At 48.0% G+C, this 22543-nt stretch carries 16 protein-coding genes and 1 pseudogene; 7 read left to right on the top strand and 10 right to left on the bottom strand.

The features are described from left to right. Positions 1-356, top strand: a pseudogene (locus ACQY6F_RS13780) (linear amide C-N hydrolase); the annotation flags it as partial. Positions 357-507: 151 nt separating this feature from the next. Here the strand turns inward: ACQY6F_RS13780 and ACQY6F_RS13775 are convergent. The 5 genes from ACQY6F_RS13775 to ACQY6F_RS13755 all read right to left on the bottom strand — a co-directional run bounded on the left by ACQY6F_RS13775 (position 508) and on the right by ACQY6F_RS13755 (position 6866). After that, positions 508-2631 carry a 3-hydroxyacyl-CoA dehydrogenase NAD-binding domain-containing protein gene (locus ACQY6F_RS13775; RefSeq protein WP_428775159.1) on the bottom strand — a complete coding sequence of 708 codons (2124 nt, stop codon included), beginning with the start codon at positions 2629-2631 and terminating at the stop codon, positions 508-510. A gap of 79 nt (positions 2632-2710) precedes the next feature. Next, positions 2711-3742: a phosphotransferase gene (locus ACQY6F_RS13770; protein ID WP_428775158.1), complete on the bottom strand. Its 1032-nt coding sequence runs from the start codon at positions 3740-3742 to the stop codon at positions 2711-2713. Next, on the bottom strand, positions 3739-4977 hold the full coding sequence (locus ACQY6F_RS13765) for an acyl-CoA dehydrogenase family protein (RefSeq protein ID WP_428775157.1): 1239 nt from the start codon (positions 4975-4977) through the stop codon (positions 3739-3741). The genes ACQY6F_RS13770 and ACQY6F_RS13765 overlap by 4 nt, the downstream gene beginning before the upstream one ends. 18 nt (positions 4978-4995) lie before the next feature. Next, positions 4996-5670, bottom strand: coding sequence for a histidine phosphatase family protein (locus ACQY6F_RS13760; protein ID WP_428775155.1), 675 nt, complete (start codon positions 5668-5670; stop codon positions 4996-4998). A gap of 11 nt (positions 5671-5681) precedes the next feature. Beyond that, positions 5682-6866 (bottom strand): acetyl-CoA C-acyltransferase, encoded by a 1185-nt coding sequence (locus ACQY6F_RS13755; RefSeq protein ID WP_428775154.1) that lies wholly within the window; start codon positions 6864-6866, stop codon positions 5682-5684. A 201-nt stretch (positions 6867-7067) separates the two neighbouring features. Here ACQY6F_RS13755 and ACQY6F_RS13750 point away from each other — a divergent pair, with 201 nt between their 5' ends. Continuing rightward, positions 7068-7961 (top strand): LysR family transcriptional regulator, encoded by an 894-nt coding sequence (locus tag ACQY6F_RS13750; protein ID WP_428775153.1) that lies wholly within the window; start codon positions 7068-7070, stop codon positions 7959-7961. Between the two features lie 96 nt (positions 7962-8057). Here the strand turns inward: ACQY6F_RS13750 and ACQY6F_RS13745 are convergent, their stop codons facing one another. Both ACQY6F_RS13745 and hisC read right to left on the bottom strand, forming a co-directional pair. Next, positions 8058-8825 (bottom strand): ABC transporter substrate-binding protein, encoded by a 768-nt coding sequence (locus ACQY6F_RS13745; RefSeq protein WP_428775151.1) that lies wholly within the window; start codon positions 8823-8825, stop codon positions 8058-8060. A gap of 13 nt (positions 8826-8838) precedes the next feature. Then, positions 8839-9915 (bottom strand): histidinol-phosphate transaminase, encoded by a 1077-nt coding sequence (gene hisC, locus ACQY6F_RS13740; RefSeq protein WP_428775150.1) that lies wholly within the window; start codon positions 9913-9915, stop codon positions 8839-8841. Positions 9916-10126: 211 nt separating this feature from the next. On the opposite strand from hisC, the gene ACQY6F_RS13735 reads away from it, so the two are divergent. Beyond that, on the top strand, positions 10127-11014 hold the full coding sequence (locus ACQY6F_RS13735; protein WP_428775149.1) for a LysR substrate-binding domain-containing protein: 888 nt from the start codon (positions 10127-10129) through the stop codon (positions 11012-11014). Positions 11015-11120: 106 nt separating this feature from the next. Here ACQY6F_RS13735 and fumC read toward each other — a convergent pair whose 3' ends face one another. From fumC to ACQY6F_RS13720, 3 genes are all read right to left on the bottom strand, one after another. Then, on the bottom strand, positions 11121-12506 hold the full coding sequence (gene fumC, locus ACQY6F_RS13730; RefSeq protein WP_428775148.1) for a class II fumarate hydratase: 1386 nt from the start codon (positions 12504-12506) through the stop codon (positions 11121-11123). A gap of 94 nt (positions 12507-12600) precedes the next feature. After that, a complete protein-coding gene (locus tag ACQY6F_RS13725) occupies positions 12601-15480 on the bottom strand; it encodes a putative bifunctional diguanylate cyclase/phosphodiesterase (RefSeq protein ID WP_428775147.1) in 2880 nt (959 codons plus the stop codon). Positions 15481-15493: 13 nt separating this feature from the next. Continuing rightward, entirely contained in the window at positions 15494-16525 is a 1032-nt protein-coding gene (locus ACQY6F_RS13720; protein ID WP_428775146.1) for a polyamine ABC transporter substrate-binding protein, read from the bottom strand. A gap of 930 nt (positions 16526-17455) precedes the next feature. Here ACQY6F_RS13720 and ACQY6F_RS13715 point away from each other — a divergent pair. The 4 genes from ACQY6F_RS13715 to ACQY6F_RS13700 all read left to right on the top strand — a co-directional run. Next, positions 17456-18808 (top strand): diguanylate cyclase, encoded by a 1353-nt coding sequence (locus ACQY6F_RS13715; RefSeq protein WP_428775145.1) that lies wholly within the window; start codon positions 17456-17458, stop codon positions 18806-18808. Beyond that, positions 18795-20111, top strand: a complete 1317-nt coding sequence (locus tag ACQY6F_RS13710; protein ID WP_428775143.1) for a glycosyltransferase family 2 protein — start codon at positions 18795-18797, stop codon at positions 20109-20111. The genes ACQY6F_RS13715 and ACQY6F_RS13710 overlap by 14 nt, the downstream gene beginning before the upstream one ends. Before the next feature lie 2 nt (positions 20112-20113). After that, a complete protein-coding gene (locus ACQY6F_RS13705; protein WP_428775142.1) occupies positions 20114-21148 on the top strand; it encodes an HlyD family secretion protein in 1035 nt (344 codons plus the stop codon). A 190-nt stretch (positions 21149-21338) separates the two neighbouring features. After that, a partial coding sequence (locus ACQY6F_RS13700; RefSeq protein WP_428775141.1) for a hypothetical protein occupies positions 21339-22543 on the top strand: 1205 nt, incomplete at its 3' end.

The raw sequence follows: 22543 nt of genomic DNA, 5'->3' as shown, positions 1-22543 counted from the left end.
GTTACGTTCGTGGTCTGCATCACGCTGAGAACCAAACTTTTGAAGGCATGACCTACCAGCAAACGATGGCGGCACAACTGATGGCGTTCCACAGTGCGGTAGCAATTCCTCAATCAATCCAGACGCCAACTGTTGATGGTCCGAAGATCGGCGAAGATGCGGGTGTATTCCCTACCTTCTTCACCACCCAGTACAACCTGCAAAACGGTGACTTTGTATACTCAGACCTGTATGAAGGTCAGCAAATTAAATTTAACTTCACCGAAGTTGAAGTAGGCGACAAACCTGTATGTTCAGACTTGTCAGAAGCGGCACACAACGCCATCACAACGCCTAAATTTATCCAGTGTAGTTAATCCCATAACACATTCAAAAGCCCCTGCTATCGCGGGGGCTTTTTTATGTCTGCCAGACTGCTGCGTATCGGCTTAGCGAAAAGAACAATGCCGTTCACATCAGGTGAACGGCATTGATTTAATGACAATACTCGCTTGTTATTTACATACTTTATGAATTACGTACGTAATCGCGAAATTTCGTACCCTGCTCCACTAGCTTTTGCAACAGGGGCGCAGGCTGATACCAGGTTTCACCATTGACCAGTTGATGGCGGTATTTTTCTAGCCCGGCTAAAACCGTATCCAGACCAATTTCGTCCGCATATTGCAGAGGTCCGCCACGATAGGCTGGGAAACCAAAACCATACGCAAGTACCACGTCTATATCACTAGAGCGCTGCGCTATTCCTTCCTGCAGAATCAAAGCACACTCATTAATCATCGGATAGATAGTCCGCTCCAGGATCTCCTGGTCAGAAATCTCCCGTTGCTGAATGCCAAACTGCTTAGCCAATTTCGTTGCCAGTTCCGTTACTTCAGGATCATCAAACTTAGCTCTGCCTTCATAGATAAATAGACCACGACCAGACTTTTGCCCCAATCGACCTAATTCGAACAGTTTTCGTGGCACGGCACAATAACTCGGATCTCTGTCTATGGTCTGCGCTTTGCGCTCTTCCCTGGTCTGAATGACGATATCCACACCGGCCAGGTCAATCACCGATGGTAAGCCCATTGGCATTCCAAACTCAGTATGAACACGGTCGATTTGTGCTGGTGTGGCTCCTTCAAGTAATAGGGCCATGGACTCACGCAAGTAAGGTTCAGTGGCCCGGTTGCCGATAAAGCCCCAGCAGACTCCAGATACGACGGGCACTTTTTTGATTCCCTGAGCCAGTTTGACGGCACTGAGCAACACATCGTCTGCAGTTTTGGTGCCGCGTACGATTTCCAGCAGTTTCATTACATTCGCCGGGCTGAAGAAGTGCAATCCAATCACATCCTGTGGCCTGGAGGTGCTGGCTGCCACTTCATCGACGTCGAGAGTTGAAGTATTGGTCGCCAGAATTGCACCGGGTTTACAGTGCTGGTCCAGGCTCGCGAACACTTTCTTTTTGATGTTGATATTTTCAAATACCGCTTCTATTACCAAATCAACATCCACTAAGTCAGCGTAATCGGTGGTGCTGTGCAGAAGTGCCATACGCTGCTGCATCTGCTGCTCAGAAAGGCGCCCCTTGTTGACCGTGTGTTGATAATTTTTGTTGATGATACCAATGCCCTTTTCTAACGCTTCTTGACTCAGATCGAGCAGCGTTGTCGGGATACCCACATTCAAAAAGTTCATCGCAATACCGCCGCCCATAGTACCAGAGCCAATTACAGCAACCGATTTAATGCTGCGAAGTGGCGTTGATTTGGCGTCGATATCGTCAATTTTTGCGACTTTACGTTCGGCAAAAAACAAGTGTTGCTGGGCACGGGCTTGCGGCGTATTAAGGCACTGCATAAACAATTCATTTTCACGTGCCAGACCTTGTTCCAAAGGCAGAGTACATGCAGCTTCCACCGCATCAATACAACGCTCTGGAGCGTAATAACCACGTGTTTTTGGCGCAATTGCAGCACGGTAGTGGGCAAAGAAATCGCTAGGCAGGTTGTCTTTTTCTACCTGTATCTCGGCGCTTGGTCGTTTGCCGGCGCCGGAGGCCAGTAATTGTCTGGTGTACTCAATTACTGGCGTCAGGTCGGTTTGCTTTTGCGGATGCAGGTAATCGACCACTCCATTCTGCGCTAATGTAGCAGCGTCAACCGGTCGACCGCTGGTAATCATATCCAAGGCGGTTTTCACCCCCGCCAGACGAGGTAAACGTTGGGTACCGCCAGCACCTGGCAGAATGCCCAGGTGAACTTCAGGTAAACCCAGTTTTGCCTGAGGCCAGGCAAAACGGTAATCACACGCCAGAGTTAATTCACAGCCACCGCCTAAAGCCAGCCCGTTAATGGCCGCAACGACTATTTTATTGGTCAACTCCAGGGTATTGCATACCAGCGGGAGATCGGGCTGCTCGGCAAACGTGCCGGCTTCAAATTCGCTGATGTCTGCGCCGCCACAAAACACTTTCTGTGCTGAAGTAAGGATTATCGCTTCCACTTCTGGGTCATGCTCAGCTCGCGCTATATCCGCCATAAGAGCCTGACGCAAAGCCAGTCCCAGGCTGTTGACTGGAGCCAGGTTCATGCTAATTACCGCGATGCCACGTTCTATTTGATAATCGGTCAGTTGAGTCACAAAGTCCTCCTTGATCTCAGGCAAGACGGCCGGTTGGGCCGCTTAGCTGGTAGTCGTGAGTGTTGTCAGTAGGATGTCGTTATTGCTGCTCAGAAATGGCCACAAGAGCCAGCTCTGCCAGAGGGCCAACATGTTGACCGAGAGATGCCGCATTGGTATTAGAGGCGTTGCCGTTCTGCGCTCGTTTGGCCACGCCCTGAATAATGGCGGCCAGCCTGAAAAAGGCAAAAGCAACATAGAAGCTGAAATTGGGAATGCTGTCGATACCCATACGTTCACAGTAGGTAGCCACGTATTGCGTTTCGGATGGGACACCCAGTTCATCAAGATTTTTACCTTTCAAACCTACAACTGAACCAATTTTTGGCAATCTCATCAACATGCACAGGTAGCCCAGGTCAGCAAAAGGGTGTCCTAAGGTCGATAGCTCCCAATCCAGCAGCGCTACGGCTTTCGGTTCACTTGGATGCAGCATAAGGTTGTCCAGGCGGTAGTCACCATGAACCAAAGCGACCCGGCCATCGTCTTCTGGCAAATTGTTGCTCAGCCATTCGATTAGCTGTTCCATCGGTTCGATGCGTTCAAGTTCGGAGGCGCGGTACTGAGCACTCCAGCGTTCGAACTGACGTTGAAAATAGTTGCCCGGTTTGCCGTAGTCAGACAATCCTGCGCGTTCTATATCGACAGAGTGCAGTGCCGCCAGTACGCGGTTCATTTCATCAAAGATGGCGGTGCGTTCTGGCTTGCTCACTTCCGGTAGTGCCGCATCCCAATAGATGCGCCCTTCCAAAAACTCCATCACATAAAACATTGAACCAATTACATCGCGGTCTTCGCATAAGTGGTACACCTTGGCCACCGGCACATCGGTATTTTCCAGGGCTTTCAGTACACGGTACTCGCGGTCCACCGCGTGTGCTGATTTCAGTAACTTACCTGGAGGCTGGCGGCGCAGTACGTAAGTGCCAGAATCGGCATTGATTTTGAACGTTGGATTAGACTGGCCACCAGAGAATTTTTCGACACTTTGCAAACCATAAAACCCTGCCACATTGGCTTCCAGGTACGGAACCAGTTTGTCCAGTTCAAGACTTTCTACTGCGCGACTCATTTGGATTCTCCTGCTTTGCTTGCGGCGTGCAGATTACGAGCCAGGTTGCGGCCAAGCTGCATTAAGTGTACCTGGTCTGGACCATCAGCAAGTCGAATTGAACGAGCCAATGTGTAAGCACGTGCCAGGAAGAAATCCTGACTGACGCCCGCCCCACCGTGTAATTGTATCGCCCGGTCAATCACATTGCAGCCCATGTTTGGCGCGACGACTTTGATCATCGCAATCAGATCTTTCGCTTCTTTATTGCCGCCTTTGTCCATCTTGGCTGCAGCTTTAAGTGTCAGCAGCCGTGCCTGTTCAATCTCACAGGCCGACAAACCAATCATCTCACGTACTGACTGCTGCTTGCTCAGCGGGCGACCAAAGGCAATCCGGGTTTCGGCACGTGTACACATCAGTTCCAATGCACGCTGCGCCAGGCCGATGGTACGCATACAGTGGTGGATTCGCCCAGGGCCAAGACGTCCCTGCGCGATTTCAAATCCACGCCCTTCGCCAAGCAGCATATTGCTGACAGGAACACGGACATTTTCGAACAGAATTTCAGCGTGACCTTCTGGAGCATCGTCATAGCCGAACACTTTCAATGGACGCACCACGGTAACGCCTGGCGTGCCGGCCGGGACAAGAATCATAGACTGCTGAATATATTTGTTGTCGTTGTCTGGGTCAGTCTTACCCATCACGATATAGATTTTACAATGATTGTTGCACGCGCCAGAGGAGAACCATTTGCGACCATTGATCACGTATTCATCACCGTCACGTACGATAGACGTTTGCACATTGGTTGCGTCCGAAGAAGCCACTTCCGGCTCGGTCATCGCAAATGCAGAGCGTATTTCACCGTTCATCAGCGGTGTTAGCCACTCATTACGTTGTGCTTCGTTACCGTAGCGGGCCAGCACTTCCATGTTGCCGGTATCTGGCGCACTGCAGTTAAACACTTCAGATGCCCAGTAAACCCGGCCCATGATTTCAGCCAGCGGGGCATACTCTAAATTGGTTAAACCCGGGCTGTATTCACCGTATGCCTTTGGCAAAAACAGATTCCATAAGCCAGCCGCTTTAGCTTTTTCCTTCAGCTCAGCCAGTAATGCAGGCGGCTCCCAAAGATCGCCTTCTGCAACCTGCTGATCCCATAATTGTTCATTAGGGTAGATGTGTTCATCCATGAATGCCATCAGGCGTTCACGCAGCTCTTGTACTTTGGGTGAGAATTCAAAATCCATACTGTGCTCCTAAAACTTTTAGCTGTAGCTGACCATATGTCGGTGCGCTGGCGTATCCAGATGTGGAATCGCGTTGAAACCGCTCAAATGGCTGGAATCTTTATTATAAAAACAGTGGCTAAATGCCGAGTTGAGGCATTGCAGGTTGAGGTTGATACTGGTTTGGGCGTTAAAATCTAACATTTGCGATAACCCGATGCAGATTGGCCCACCGGACGTGACCACCAGGGTTTTGCCTTTGGCAGGCTGCCTTGCCAGCTCTAGCCCGTCAGCCACGCGCTGGTGAAACTGCTGCCAGGTTTCCATTTCACCATCGACACTGAACTGCTGTTGTGACCAGGCCAGCATCGCCTGCCTTAGGCCGCGGTAAACCTCGCGGGCGTCGCGCCAGTCTTTAATGCCCTGCTCCGGATCGTGCTGGCTGAACAGTTTAAGTAAGGTCTGAAAATCAAATTCGTTAAAACCGGCATGGATCTGGTAGTCATACCCCTGGCCCAAACCTTGGAATATCGCCTGTGCGGATTGGTGGTGGCGTTGCATATTGCCACACACCACCCGATCAAACTGAAGACCCCGCTCACGGAAATATTCACCGAGCAGCCGGCACTGCTCAGCCCCCATCTCGGAGAGTTGATCATAGTTGGCGGCGCCAAACGACGCCTGCCCGTGTCTGACTAAATAAAGTTCAGCCATAACTGCGTCACTTACGCTACTTCAAACAGGCCGGCAGCACCCATGCCACCGCCGATACACATACCCACGACCACGTATTTCACACCGCGGCGCTTACCTTCCAGCAGAGCGTGACCCACGATACGAGCGCCTGTCATACCATAAGGGTGACCGATGGAAATGCCGCCGCCGTTGACGTTATACAGAGCCGGATCGATACCCAGATGATCGCGGATATACAGAGCTTGTACCGCAAATGCTTCGTTTATTTCCCACAGGCCGATGTCGTTGACCGTTAAACCGTGCTGTTTAAGCAATTTTGGAATGGCATAAATAGGCGCGATACCCATCTCTTCCGGCGCAGTTCCTGCAACAGCAATGCCGCGGTAGATACCCAAAGGTTGCAGGCCACGCTGCTCTGCCAGTTTGCGTTCCATTACCACGCACGCTGAGGCGCCGTCTGATAACTGGCTCGCGTTACCTGCGGTAATCACACCACCTTCAAGTACCGGATTCAGTGCACGAAGGCTGTCCATAGTCGTTGAACTACGGTTACACTCATCACGAGCTAACGTCACTTCTCGGTATGAGATTTCTTTGGTTTCCCGATCCTGCACCGCCATGGTGGTAGTAAATGGAACGATTTCATCCGCAAACAGCCCAGCTTCCTGAGCGGCGGCTGTGCGTCGCTGCGATTCCAGCGAAAAAGCATCCTGGTCTTCACGGCTGACACCGTATACTTCAGCAACATGTTCTGCGGTATGCAGCATCGGCATGTAGATGTGTGGTTCATGGGCAATGGCATTCTGGTCTACTTCTTCACCCACCCACTTGGTATAAGGTACCTGAACTGCAGAGATGTTCTCCTGCCCACCGGCCAGAACGATCTGCTGGTTGTCGACAATAATCTGCTTGGCGGCCATGCCAATCGCCATCAAGCCAGAAGCACACTGGCGATCAACCGTTTGCGCCGAAACCGTATTTGGCATACCGGCAGCAATAACGGCATTGCGAGCAATATTCATCCCAGCAGTACCGGCACACAGTACTGAGCCCATCACAGCATCGTCGATTTCCGCAGGGTCAATGTTCGCCCGTTCCACAGCATGTTTAATACAGTGACCTAACATTGTCGGTGACTTGGTGTAGTTCAGTGAACCGCGAAATGCTTTAGCAATACCGGTACGAGCCGTGGAAACAATAACCGCTTCTTTCATGATTGATTCTCCCTGTCGCTCAGCGACTAATTCTAATCCTGACCATTTAAATCCATAGCAAATGGCATGGTCGACTGCTCTGTTCACAAAATCATAACAACCCCTCTTGCATTAACACACTTTATTATGCTTATATTTCGCTATTCACATGAATTATAGCGGTTCACCTAAGCCGAGTAGTATGTTTGCAAGGGGAAACAGATGCGATTGAACAACGTTGATTTAAATCTATTTCTGGTGTTTGACGCCATCTATACCGAACGAAATCTAACCAGAGCAGCAGAGAGGTTGTGTATTACGCAACCGGCCGTCAGCAATGCTTTAACCCGATTACGTAATAACCTCGGTGACCCGCTGTTTATTCGCACACCAAAAGCCATGGTGCCCACTCCTGTCGCCGACAACATGATCAATATGGTCCGGGAAGCGCTACAGCTACTTAACACCAGCGTACAGATGGGCGATCACTTCGACCCAGCGATTGCCGATTACAACTTCAAACTGAGTATGCATGACGTCAACGAAGCGACTCTGCTGCCCGCATTGCTGGCAAAGATGCAGTCGGTTGCACCTAATATATCGGTGTCAAGTTACCCGGCTAAACGTGATCAGTTGGTGACAGAGCTCTCATCAGGAAATCTCGATTTAGCCATAGATATACCCGTGATTGATCACCCTGATTTGCAGCATCTGCCAATGGTAGAACTGCCCTATGTCTGTGTGGTCAGAGCAGACCACCCTGAAGTAAGCGACGGGTTAACCCTGGAACAGTATCTGGAGCTATCGCATATCCATATTTCTAGCCGACGTCAGGGCACCGGTCATGTAGAAGCGGCTCTCAACCGCATAGGTAAACAAAGAAATATTCAGGTTCGCACAAAACACCATTTGGTGGCATCTGCTCTGGTAGCTCAAACCAACCTGGCGATGACCGTTCCTCGTTCTCTGGCCAAAGACCCAAACTTGAAGATGTTTGATCTGCCATTTGAAGTTGCACCGGTTGCCTGGCACCTGTATTGGCACCGCAGCGCCGAACAGGACAAAGCTAATTTGTGGCTGCGTGAAACTATTTTATCGCTATTTAACCAGTCATAAAAAAGCCCCCGAAACGGGGGCGAACAAGGTCAACAGACTGAACGCATATAAAGTTTAATGCGGCAATCTCACAGGAAATCCAGTTAGTCGCCTGGCTTAGTCTCCGTAAATGTCGAAGTTAAAGTACTTAGCAGCGATTTTGTCATAGGTGCCGTTGGCCCGAATGGCTACAATTGCACGGTTAAATTTTTCCGCCAGTTGTTTGTCTTGCTTGCGCAGCGCCAGTGCGGTGCCTTCACCAATATACGCTTTATCAGTGACCGGCTGGCCTTTGAATTCAAAACCTTCGCCCTGCTCGGTATCCAGGAAAGCCAGCGACAGCTGGTCAGCATTACCGAAGGTGGCATCAAGACGCTGATTTGCCATATCGATATACACTTCATCCTGCCCGGTATAACGTTTGATTTCAGCGACATCACCAAATTTGTCAGTCACATAGCGATCATGAATCGTACCTTGCTGCACGCCGATGACTTTGTCTTTCAGGCCGTTTTTGTCGGTAGAGAATTGTGCCGATTTCAGGGCAACAAACCGCGCCGGAGTCTGATAGTACTTGTTGGTAAACAGAACTTTGTTTTTGCGCTCTTCGGTAATACGCATAGATGCCATAATCACATCAGATTTACGTGACAACAGGCTCGGGATCAGCGCATCCCAGCTTTGAGCAACCCAGACACAATCAAGTTTGGCTTCTGCGCACAGTGCATCTGCAATTTCAATATCAAAGCCAACCGGCACACCATCACTGTTTTTGTAGTTAAACGGTGGATAGGTGAAATCAGACGCCAGTTTCACTTCTTTCGCCATAATCGGCATGGCGACCATTCCAGTGATGCATGCAAGACTAAGCAGTAGTTTTTTCATTCGTTAAGTCCTTCTAACATTTATTATTTGGGTAGTTTAACAGCAGCTCTGTCACTTCCTGCATCGTGGCCGGGCTGCCAATAGTAATACGAACACAGTGAGTAAGCGACGGTTCATGCCCCTGATTACGGGTTACAATTCCGTGCGACATCAGGTATTGAAACAGATCCACGTCGGCAGTGGTTTTAACCAACACAAAATTGGTGGCCGAAGGGTAAACCTGTTCCAACCAGCTAAGCTGGCGTATGTCTTCTATAAACTTATCGCGGGTGGCGATAATAGTTTCAGTGCTGGACTTAACCGTATCCAGGCCCTGAGCGGACAGCGCCGATAGTACGATCCTGGCAGAGCAGTCAGGCATTGGGTATGGCGGCACCAGTTTGGCGACGAATTCCAGCACCTCGCTCGCGGCAACAATAAACCCACAGCGAACCGCGGCCAGCCCAAACGCTTTTGATAACGTGCGTATCACCACCAGATTTGGATAGCGTTCCAACAAGGATACGGCGCTCTCACCAGAATCGAATTCAATATAGGCTTCATCAACCACCACCAGAGCATGTTGTTGTGTGCGTTCCAGTAGCTCGATTATCTGCGGCTGTGGAATCGCATTGCCGGTAGGATTGTTGGGCGAACAGAGAAACACCAGTTTTGCCTTTTGGCTCTGCTGCGCGATATTGTCAACATCCAGTGCAAAATTCGGTTTCAGCAACGGTACGTCTATGGTCCCAACCCCAAACGCATCGGCACAGAAGTTGTACATAGCATAAGTGGGTGAACAGATAAGAATATTGTCTTGCCCTGGTTGGCAAAAGGTTCTTACCAGCAAATCAATAGCTTCATCAGCACCACGTACCGCCATAACCTCCGCATCTGTCTGACAGTAATTCTGGTACGCTTTGGCGATATCGTGTGGTAGAAAATCCGGATAACGATTGTATCCCGCCTCATCACCGTCAAAACTGATGGCCATTTCGAGTTCGTTAGCATTCAGCCACAAACGACCGTTACCTCCAATGCGCCTGGCGGACTGGTAAGGTATTAATTTTTTTATAGACTCAGGAGCTAACTGAGATGCGAGTGATGGCATAATTATTCCCAACAAAACGAACGTGCTGATTTACTACTTAATTGACTGTTTTTAATGAATTTATAATACACATAAACCAACAGTTAAATTGACAGCCACCTGAATAAACCAGCTATGGATTTCTTTATTGATTCATTCAAGCAAAATTTTGTTGTAATAAGAATCGAAATATTCACATACTAGCTATGATTTTATTTCATAGGTAAATTCAATGCCCAGCCACTTACCATCCACCAAAAACTTGCAAGCTTTCATCGCGACCGCTAAACATTTGAACTTCTCGAAAGCTGCCGCAGAGCTTAATTTGACTCAGGGAGCCATCAGCCGTCAGATTCAGAACTTGGAACAGATAATTGGCGCGCCACTTTTTTACCGTCATGCTAGGGGATTATCCCTTACCCCTCAGGGCAACCAGTTTCTTCCCCAGGCAGAGGAGATCATCCAACAACTGCGCATCGCGATACTTTCGGTTTCTCATCAACCCAATGTGATTCGTTTAAATGCCCCAAGCTGTGCCACGGCCTGGCTGCTACCTAAATTGATGGCTTTTCAGGATGAAAATCCGGAAACCGAAGTCGAGCTGACATCGACCATCAAGCACCAGGTGACGCCTAATTTCGAGCTGTTCGATGCCGCGATTGTGTATGGCGAACGCCCCAAGCACCCCTCGGCTCTGGTCCACTGCCTGTTTGACGAACTGTTAACGCCAGTCTGTAGCCCGGAAATGGGCCAGCAGATGCTGGCAGATAAGAAATCACCAGATATTAGTACATTGTCTCGTTACCCCTGGCTTCATGCGGACAGCCAGCAGAGTGACTGGAAGCTGTGGCTGAATCACCAGGGGATCAATGGTGTGAGTAGCCAACGAAATCAGAACTTTTCTACTCTGGATCAGGCGATGAACGCGGCACAAAAAGGTTTTGGTATCGCCATCGGCGACATAATGTTGGCGGAGCCGGATCTGACCATGGGCCGGTTGCAAACGCTATCTGATGTGGTGGTGCCTTCCGGCAAAAGCTACTATTTTCTGTATCCCAAACAGGCGCACCCACCTCTGCTGCCAGACTTACTCGCCAGCCTGATTGACAACGATGATTAACTGCTCCAAAGCTCTTAGTTATTTGCGGCAGTGCCGGCACCAATAACCCTACCGGCACAAACAATTTGTAGTGAGCAACCTCAGTGGCTCTGCGATTGCGCCTGGCTTATTTTGGCGAAGTCATGGTTGTCGGGTCGACCCACAGATCAAACTGTTCTTCAGTCAGTAAACCCAGGTTGATCGCTTCTTCACGTAGCGTGGTTCCGTTTTGGAACGCGGCTTTGGCAATCTTGGCCGCATTGTCATAGCCAATATGGGGGTTCAAGGCTGTAACCAGCATGAGTGACTGTTCAAGATGCTGCTGCACACGCTGATGATTGACTTCAATCCCCTCAATACAGTGATCAGAAAAACTGTTACAGCTATCGCTTAACAGCCTTATAGAGTTGAGCACATTAAAAACTATCATCGGCTTAAACACATTGAGCTGTAGATGACCGGAACAGCCCCCCACCGCGACCGCAGTATCGTTGCCGATCACCTGAGCACAAACCATGGTCATGGCCTCGCACTGGGTTGGATTTACTTTACCCGGCATGATCGAAGAACCCGGCTCATTAGCGGGTAACTGCAACTCCCCTAAACCTGCCCGGGGTCCTGAACCGAGCAGTCGGACATCATTGGCAATTTTCATCAGTGAGCAGGCGATGGTTTTCAACGCCCCGCTGACTTCAACCATTGCATCATGACTGGCCAGGGTTTCAAATTTGTTCGCTGCCGAGCAAAATGGCAGCCGGGTAATAGAGGCAATATGTTGCGACGCTTTCACTGCAAAGTCAGGGTGAGTATTCAGTCCGGTCCCGACCGCTGTACCACCAAGTGCCAGCGGGTAAATTCGTTCCAACGTCGATTCGATGCGTTTTATCGCATAAGTTAACTGCTGCGCCCAGCCCGAAAATTCTTGTCCCACGGTTAAAGGGGTCGCGTCCATTAAATGGGTACGGCCAATCTTAACCACATCATTATATTGGTTGGATTTGTCACGCAACAGGTCACGGAGTTTGGTCAGCGCGGGAATAAGCGAGTGATGTATCTGCTCAGCGGTCGCTATGTGCATTGCGGTCGGAAAGGTATCATTTGACGACTGTGCCCGGTTAACATCGTCATTAGGATGGATGGTTTTTTGGCTGATATCCCCGCCAGACAAGACGATAGCCCGATTGGCGATCACCTCGTTGGCGTTCATATTGGTTTGGGTTCCCGACCCGGTTTGCCACACAACCAGCGGGAACTGGTCGTCTAACTGACCGTCAATAACCTCTTCTGCCGCCTGAACGATGTGCTGTAGTTTGTCTTTCTCCAGCAATCCCAGTTCACCATTGGTAATCGCGGCCGCTTTTTTCAAAATGCCAAACGCCCGAACCAGCTCGTGTGGGAACCTATCGGCGCCAATTTTGAAATTTTCCAGCGAGCGTTGGGTTTGCGCTCCCCAGTAACAATCTGCGGGGACAGCAACCTGCCCCATAGAGTCTGTTTCAATCCGAGTTTTCATTGTCTGTCCTGCCAGTTGGCTCTGCTTTAAATAAGCATAGCCTGATACGCTGTTAGTCTTAAATCACTAATCAACAAACAGGAACGTGCAGACCTCAGGCAATACTGACCGAGTCGGATTGCGTCACCGCCAGGCTTTCCATTTGAGTTTGACTGCGGTTAATGCGTTTTTGTAGGTACTGCCGTGCTTGCCGAGGAGTATCAAACAACTTGTTACTGATATCTTCATCGAGATCACAGCCCTTTCTCAATGCTTGTATCTGCTTGATGGTTTCGCGCTTTTTGATCACATAGGCGCTGTCGAGGCAGCCTTTTTTCAGGCACAGATGCGCCAGTACCTTCACTCTCTGCTGTACTTCCAGCGACATATCGTAGCTATCGCCACTTACAATCACCAGACCCCACTGTTTGTTATTCAGTTGTGCAATGCAGGAAGGTAATGATTTGATCAAGAAATCGACATGCTCCAGCGCTGGGGCCCCTTTATACACTAAGGTAATTATACGGGAAGAGGTGATCACATTGACGCTGCCACTGGACGATTTGAATTCCAGCCTTTGCTCACCTTCGTAGGAGGAGAACTTCTCATAGTTCTGATACTTACTTCTGTATAGGTCAACAAACTGCCGCCAGTAAACGGGCTTTGATAAGTAGTATCCCTGAGCGCGGTCACAACCAATTTTGCGAATGTACTCCAGTTGCAACTCGGTTTCGATCCCTTCAGCTACCACGTCCAGATTGTATATGGATGCCAGTTCGCCGATGATCTCCACCAATAGCTTATCGCTTGTTCCACAAGCCTCATTGATAACGTTCACAAACCGGCGATCGACTTTTAAGGTATCAACCGGATAGTCCACCAATTGATTAAACGCCGTATATCCGGTACCAAAATCATCCAGCGCCAACCGGACGCCCAACTGTTTCAGTCTCTGCAACAAACTGATACTGGCGGTGACTTCTGTCACCAGACAGGTTTCGGTTATTTCGAGCTCAAGTTGTTCTGCGGGGACCTGGTGTGTTTTTATCAGACCGGCAACATAGTCAGCAAACTCTTCATTTCTTAACTCCCAGGCAGAAAAATTGACCGAAATGACGCCATCAAAGCTATGGTTATCAATCAGGTCTTTGAGCTTACACACCGCAGACTCTATCACCCAATAGTCAATATCTTTGATGAGGCCAATACTTTCAGCCACCGGGATAAACTCGGCCGGGCCAACGTCTCTGAGCAGAGGCGTATCCGCACGGATCAGTGCCTCTGCACCAACAATTTCTCCGCTACGACAGCTGTAGACCGGCATCCACATTAAGTAGAACTCTTGCTGGTTGAGTGCCGATTTAATCTCGCTTTCTATCTGCGCATGTCGATGACGCTCTTCATCCAGCGATTTAGAATAGAACTGGAATCCATTTTTTCCGGTCCGTTTTACCTGGTACATAGCCGAATCGGCACATTTCAATAGCTCATCGGGTGATGATGCATCGTCAGGATAAACGGCGATACCTATGCTCACTTTCACGTCACAGATGATGTTGTCTAAGCTGAATCCGTTGGCACACAGGTTGGTTATATTACGCGCGACCTGACCAACCGCATCTACTTTACCGACATCAGCAATAAGGACAGTAAATTCATCACCGGCCAGACGAGCTATCTCAAATTCGTTTTTTTCCAATCCGGCAAACCGGTTTTCTTCAAACAGTTGTGTTAATGCCTGGGAAAACTCTCGCAATAGTTTGTCACCAACATGGTGACCGTAAGTGTCATTAACGCTTTTGAAATTATCCAGATCGATATACAGCAGCGCACTTCTGGCTTCGTGTCTGAGTGAATAGCCAATCAAGCGTTGCATTGACGCATTGAACAAGGCGCGATTCGCCAGTCCGGTTAAGTTGTCGAACTTGGCCATTTTGTTCAGCTTTTCAAATAAGAATACGTAGTTGTTATTCAGTTGCGCTATTTCATCTACGTCATCGATACGGTCCAGCTTAACGGCATTCCCTCTGCTGGCATGCTCCACCAGTTTAGTCAGCGATACGATTGGTGAAATGATCTGCTTTTGTATTAGCAGCTTTAATATCATGAAGGTAAACAGGCTGATGGTCAGCACCAACAGCGCGATCGTGCGCAGGTACGGTTTGGTTAGCGTTGCTAGATACTCTTCTGTAACCGACAGCTCCAGTTTGACTAACCGGCTGTTGGAGTGAATGCTCAGTTCGTTGCCACTCTCCTCGACTTCGCTGAAGGTAAACATCTCATCCAGATTATTCACCACAGCCACCGGGTCCAAAGACATACTGATGTTCTTATCAAAGCTATCCTGCAGATGCTTTAAATATCGGTTGCTGATGTTAAGTTTGGAGTCAATGATCGCGGTATAAAAGCGCATACTGTCTGAAAACAGATCGCTGGAAATCGGGTGCTCGGGAGAAAACGTTCTATACACCATCAAGGTCACATGGCTTTCACCATTGTTTTGGAATTTGAACGCCACTGGCTGAACCTGGGTCGAACCGGTTTTCTTAAGCTGTTTGCGAACTTCTGTTTGATGCTTGATCAGGTCGCTGTCTATCGCGGGTTGAGCGAAGGGATCATTCTTATCGAAATGGAAGATAAACTGGTCACCCTCATCCATCAGACTCACGCTTTCCAGTTCGCCGTAAGAAAGCTGGAATCCTTCCAGATACCGTATCAGCTGTGTTTCCAACGCCAACGTGGTTGCGATTGACTGCTGGCTATTAAGGAAGTGAATCGTCTCACTGCTGCTGAGGAAATTTTCCGTCAGACGCTGAAGTTCCTGAGCATTTTTATGAATGTCCGCTATCAGATACTGCGCGGTATATTTCATTTTTTCTGACACCGCACTTATTATCAGCCCTCGCTGATGAAGATAAGCATACCAACCCGCAGTCGCGAATATCACCACAATAACCGGCAGCAGAATATAGTTAATTCTAAGCGACAATTTCATTATCTATTGCGCCCTAGTTGCCTAGTATTGAAACGATTCTGGCTCTTTTTTTCATTGCAGGGTTTTCAATCCCCTGATAATAATAACTTTTTTGGTCATTCGACAGTTTAGGGTTTATTTCAACATCATCAAGATACTCTTTACTTACCAAGCTCAATGCCGTCTTGTTGGTAGTCGCGAGCCACACCTCTTCAGCGTTACGGGCAGCGATCTCCGGGCGATTAATAAAGTCTAAAAAAGACAACGTCGCCTGGCTCAGCGGTTTGTCTGCAGGCGCTGCAAAACACTCGTACCAAATAAGAGTTCCTTCTTCTGGTACGACATAACGCCAGTCATCTTGACCCGTAGCTTCCGAGATCAGATAAGTTTCTCCGGTGTACAATACCGCCAGATCAATTTCAGACTGCTTTCTTTTTTCCAATACATAGCCCGGTGCCGTTCTGAAGTCGATGACATTTGGCTTGATGTTTAGCAGTGCCTGATAAGCCTGCTTTAACTGATTTTCATCGTTTGACATTGGGTCGTATCCCAATCCAAGCAGGGCAACGGCAATAGTATCGATATCATCAAGCGGCATGATCAGGTTGGCGCTATTGGCAGCAGCCCGTTCAAAAATCTCAGACCATGATGATATACCCTCAGGGAAACGAGTCTCACGGTATGCAATTCCCATCGTCCCCCAAGAATAGGGAATCCCATACTCACCACAATTTTGTATGGCAATGGGGTCTATATTTTTGCCGTTTTCCAGTTTTATCCGGGTAAGATTTTTGGCGAGTCCAATGGTACTGTAGGCATTTAAGCTGTATCCATCCATCACGAACAAATCATAGGCATTGACCCGCTCTGTTGTGACTACTTCATCTCGCAGTTTTTCACTGTCAAAATAGATCTGTTTTATCTGATGCCCCGTCTGTTCTTCGAACTCAGCGATCACGTCCTCGGAAAAATACTCTTCCCATGTATATATTTTTACTTCATCGGCAACTGCCGGGTGCGACAAAAAGCCTGCAAACATGAATGCAAGGGCGATTTTAGCTTTCATACTCAATACCACTATTTTTATTAGTAACCGTTTTTATTCTGATTTTCGCCTTAGCACCAAATGCAAACCGAATATGATTGAAAGCAAACAATGTCCGGGAAACGCAGCCTCTGGGGCAACACTCTGACCCTGGTCAAAGACCAATCGCCGGTATCACTACAAAATTCGGTTCTGGCTTGTATAAAACACTATTCAATCCGGCATAGTGGGCTTGTTGGTCTCGGTTTACCTGCCATATACCATATAACTGCCGAATAAATAAATGCGATATTATTCAAAAGAATTATGCAACGTCAATTACAGTCACTAAAAAGTTTGTGATTAAACCGTTTAACCACTCGAAAGGAGTAGGCCGATATCAAAGAGATACAATCAGTGAACAAGAGATGAAAGGGAGAACACACCGGAGGAGAGAGCCATCACCAAGAGACACGCTACCTATTCGAAGCCTGCTGACACATAAATTCGGCCAATTCCACAGCAATCTGAATGCAAATTGATCAAAATCACAATTTAACATTTCAAATATGTAAATATTTATGACAAGAAATATGGCTTTTAACATTTATGCAACCAGGTTCTGGAAGCTGCATCACAGTCAAAAAACCCTCTTCAGGCCGCTGATTATAATAACCGAACGTTATATTAGATAACAATAATGTATTAAAATGGTTACAAAAACATCTAATTCAACTAACACCCCTACCTTGAATAGGTATATTTGCATCCCAAATTTTTACTGCTACTATACCCGCCGCCTTGATTTCGTGAATACAAAACCAACAACACATCACGAGAATCTATATAAATAAAAACTAATAACCACAACACAGCGACCGATTGGCTAGCGCATACAGCGCATATTTATTTTTGCAAAATAAATTGCAATTGTTTTTTATTTCAAAAGTTTAAATCATTAGAGGGTAACTCGTGGTTAACAACGAGCGCGTGTTTTTTATAGGTGAACAGGACACAGATCTGACGCCAGATTATGGATTTGTATCTATTGACTCGGTCGAGCAACTGCCGGAAATACCTGGTGGCTTGCTGGTGCTTAATCTGGAAGCTGAATGTCAAGATCTGCAATTAACACTGCTGCATCAATTGCGCCACTATTGGTCGTGGCGAGTGTATGTGTATCACGATAGCAAACTGTCTCCTATCCTGAGCGATGGCATTTTTGATGCTAATTCCAGCTTCAACGAATGGCGTGAACATCAGCAAGCATTGGCTATGGTGCATGACTGTAACAATGTAGATCCCATGGTTGGTTGGCTTGGTCTCGACAACCGACGCCGACTGGTACCGATGAAAAACGTTCAGTCTAATAATATCTATCACTACCCTTTGATCGATATTTACTATCCTGAGCTCACTTCGAGTTATCGCTTTCTGATGTCTGAGATCAAAAGGGATGTATTGGAAGCCGATCAACTGGTTGACCGAATTCGGGTATGCGGCGAATGCAACAGTGGACACCTTAACTACGTTGAAGTTTGCCCTTCTTGCCACGATATCGACATCACTGAAAAAGTGTCGCTGCACTGTTTCACCTGTGGCCACGTCGCGGACCAGAAGCAATTTAAGCGCAATAATAAGCTGGAATGTCCCAAGTGTCTTACCCGTTTAAGGCATATTGGTGTGGACTATGACCGGCCTTTAGAAACTCATAGCTGCAACCACTGTTCCCATAGCTTTGTTGAAGCCGAAACGATGGCAGTCTGTTTTGACTGCGGCTCAGAGGCCGCTATCAGCGACTTGATAGTCCGCAAGATCTACCAGTTGAAACTGGGAGCTCTCGGTGAATATACCTTGCGACATGGCAACCGCCCTACTGCACCAGAACTAGCACTTAGCGGTAACGTGGATGTTTCCTACTTTATCAATCTGCTGACCTGGGTAAACAAAATGGCGATACGCCACCAAGAAACCCATCTGCTGCTGGGGCTCCATTTCACTAACCTAGTCGAATATGCCAACCGTTTTGGTGATGCAAAAATGTTTGCACTAACCGAGCAGATTACCGACCGATTTAACGGCCTGTTTCGTGATACCGACATCTGCTGTCAGTACCAAAATGACGTTCTGCTGGTGTTTATGCCCAAAACAGATATCAGCAGTTTGCCGGTACTTCAGTCCAAGATTGAGTATTTAGCCAGCTTGATCGAAGACGATGACTTTAGTCTAAACGTCTTCTCCTGGCCGATGCCGGACGAGGGGCTGACGATAGACGCAACAGCCTGGATGGAGCGTAACATCGGGGAAATTTATGCTGTCCAGTAGCATTAGCTTATTGCAGCTACTTTATGGCATGTTAAGTGAACACAGTGAGCTTTGGCTATTGGTGTTCCCTATGATGATCCTGGTGGAATTACCGCTTTATTTTCTGGTGCTGACCGGTATTTTGCGTTTTGGCTACTACGACAATCAGGCGCAGTTAAGCTCTTATCCGACCATCAGCTTTGTGATCACCTGTTACGGTGAAGGCGACGCTATAGAAATCACTATAGATACGTTGGTAGAACAGATCTATCCTGGGCAAATCGAAATCCTGGCGGTAGTGGATGGTGCAACGCAAAACGCCGCCACCTATCAGGCTGCCGTCAATGGTGCCAAAAAATATCAGGGGATCAAAAACCGTATCGTACGGGTAGTGCCTAAATGGCAACGTGGCGGGCGCGTATCAACGCTGAATGCCGGGTTGGATCAGGCTACCGGCGATTTTGTTATCAACGTAGATGGGGATACTTCGTTCGATAACGATATGGTCCTCAACATGATGGCCCAGTTCGCCGACCCGAATGTCATTGCCGCTGGCGGAGCGCTGAGGGTTAGAAATGTCAAAACCAACCTGCTGACCAGAATGCAGACACTCGAATATATGTTGTCGATGCAAGCCGGTAAAACCGGTATGGCCAAATGGGGGGTACTGAACAACATATCCGGTGCTTTTGGTGCTTTTCGCAAAAACATTCTGAAACAGGTAGGCGGCTGGGATACCCATACCGCAGAAGATCTGGACCTTACCATCCGACTGAAGCAGTACAAGCGTCGATACCCGGCTTCGCGGCTGGCCTTCACGCCACATGCCGTTGGTCATACCGAGGTCCCCGATACCCTGAAAGGCCTAATCATGCAGCGACTGCGTTGGGACGGCGACCTAATGTTTCTCTACCTGCGTAAACATAACGAAGGGTTAACGCCAAAACTGCTCGGCTGGGGTAATTTCATTTTTATCCTGGCATACGGGATCCTGCAAAATGTATTGCTGCCGTTATTGGTTACCCTGTTTACCCTGTACTTGCTGATTTTCTATCCGTTCAGCTTTGTTATTGCTCTCACTATGCTGCTGTACAGCGTGTATATCGGTTTTGTGTTGTTGTTGTATATCGTCTATATCGGCCTGATTTCCGAGCGGCGTCGTGATGACCTAAAAATGGCGATATGGTTGCCGTTTTATCCTTTTTATCAGTTCTTTATGCGTCAGGTGACCTCCGTATCCATGGTCAACGAGCTCATTCGCCGCAGTCATGAGGAATCCAGTATGGCTCCTTGGTGGGTGTTGAAACGAGGGAAAAAATTCTAATTATGAAAGTCAATTTTCATCTGGGCAAAAAACAGAATCCGCAGTCTGATGGCGGCGTAAAAGTGTTGTATGGTCAAGCCAAGCGTGGTGGATACCGGTTACGCTGGTACCTTATTCTGGCGCTGGTTATCAGCCCGCTGCTGTTTTTTGCCTACTATTTTCTGCGTACGAATATCCTGGTTATCGCGCCGGCGATCATCACTTCTCAGCCAGTGACCATTACCGCTACCAACACCGGAATTATTGGCCCGGTACCAACCCGAGTCGGCACTGTTGTGGAAGCCGGTCAAACCTTGGTGATGCAAAACAATGCCGAGTTGGAAGCACAGGTCGACTTTATTGTCGATGAACTGCTCCAGCTCGAAAACAACGCCAGCGACTTCGACAATCTGTACAAGCATTCAATCCAGTCTTCGCGCTCCAATCTGGAGAAAATCCAGGATATTCAAAGGCGCTTTGAAGAGTACAAAAATAAGAATCAGATATCGGTGGTCGACTATGCGTCGATTCTGAGTATCAGCAATACGGTCAACAGCCAGCTAAACGATCAGCTGATAGCTTATAGTGAAGCCAAGCGCCAGGTGGGTGAGCGGGTATTGGCAGGGCCAGTGACCAAAGAGCGGCGTGCGCTAATGAAAGAACTGGTCACTCGGCGTGTTCAGCAGCAAGCTCTGGTGACCACCAGCCCTTATCCCGGACGAGTTGTGGAAATCCATGTCACTGAAGGGCAGCGTGTTGCTGAAGGAGATGAGCTAATTACCATAGCCAAAAACGAAGTGCCTCAGGTTGTCGCCTATTTGGATCCTAAGCATTTGGCGCTGGCGAAAGTAGGCAACAAGGTCAAGGTTCGTTTCCCGGACGGCTACTCACTGCAAGCCACTGTCTCCCAGGAGATCGAGATTGTCAGTAAACTGCCCAGCCAGTTGGTCAGCCCGTTTGAAGGCCAACCCGCATACCTAAAAGTTAACCTGACTCTGGATAAGAAACTGGCGAAAAACTACTGGATTGAAGGAATGACGGTAGAGGCCAGTTTTTAATAGCCAGCCAGCAAAACATTAACCATTCAATTTAACTAAAACCGGATATGCACTGCACTACCCGGTTTTTCTTTCTATGCCTATACCTCTTTCCTTATAACCTGCATCTTTGATTCCAATTTTTTGCGCCGAATTTCATATCGTCATCTACACTGAATAGAACGTCACTAACATATTGATAACGAATATAATGAGTGCCATTTCTGAGACTAAGACACCACAGCATCTGGGACGATATGTCCTGTTACTATGGCTAATAGTGACGATTGTTACCGTCTACAATCAGTATCCTCGCCTTGCCGATTGGGATCTTGGTGATAACGATAACTTTATGAGGCTTCACCAGATTGCCCTATTCCTGCAAAACGGCGAGTGGTTTCAAAAGCCACTCGCCGATTTTAACCCACAGGACGGGCGAATTATTCACTGGTCTCGTTTAGCCGATTTACCGGTCGCCGGTATGATTGTGTTACTCGATAAGGTGATGGTTCATAGCCAGTCAACGCTATGGTCCGTGGCGATAGTACCGGCGCTATACGGGGCGCTATTCTTATTCGCCATCACTCAATATACCGCGCTTATGTTCAGTCGAAAGGTTGCCTTAGCGGCGCTGGTTTTTTTGCCTCTTACTGTAGGTTACAGTAAGTTCATGCCCGGCAGTATTGATCATCACAATTTGCAGTTGATGTTGTTCGCCAGTTTTCTTGCTTTGGTACCATTCCACCGGTTAGATAAAGTTACTGACCTAAAAGCACTATTCGCCGGGTTGATACTGGCACTTTCACTTTTGATAGGGCTAGAGTCATTGCCATTTTATTTTGGCTATTTGCTCACCGCACTACTATATAACGAGTATCCCCCGGAACGCTATTCGCGTCGTACCCTTGCTTACATAGCGATGTCGGCCGGCATTATAGGCTTATTTGGGCTGTTCACACTGGAGCCTGTCGAGTATGTACTTACTCCACAGTTTGATATCGCCTCTTACCCGCTGTTTATATTGATTTTTGTGGCAGGGTTAAGCTGCTGGTTCCACCGCGATACCGATACTATCTGGCCATTATTTCTTACTATTGTGGTGCTGACATTACCGATTTTATTACGTTTTCCGAATGTAATTCACAGTCCGTTCCACAACTATCCGAACCTGCTTATTGAATATTGGTTAAATCATGTCACCGAAGCGGTATCTCTTTGGGATAAGCTGAATATGGATACAGTAAAACCCAGCAGTTGGGTTGCTCTGTTAAGCTTTGTTGCGCCTCTACTATCGATTTTTGTACTCCATACCCGAGCACAAAAAGTCCAGTATCTACTGTTCGTTATTAGCTTGGTGCCCGTATTATTTTGGCAGACTCGTGCGAGTACTTACAGCCTGATTTTTGCCATTCCATT

Origin of the sequence: Vibrio sp. (assembly GCF_050299255.1) — a bacterium.
GTDB lineage: Bacteria > Pseudomonadota > Gammaproteobacteria > Enterobacterales > Vibrionaceae > Vibrio.
Note: the sequence above shows the minus strand (reverse complement) of the source record. Positions and strands in the feature narration are given on the sequence as shown.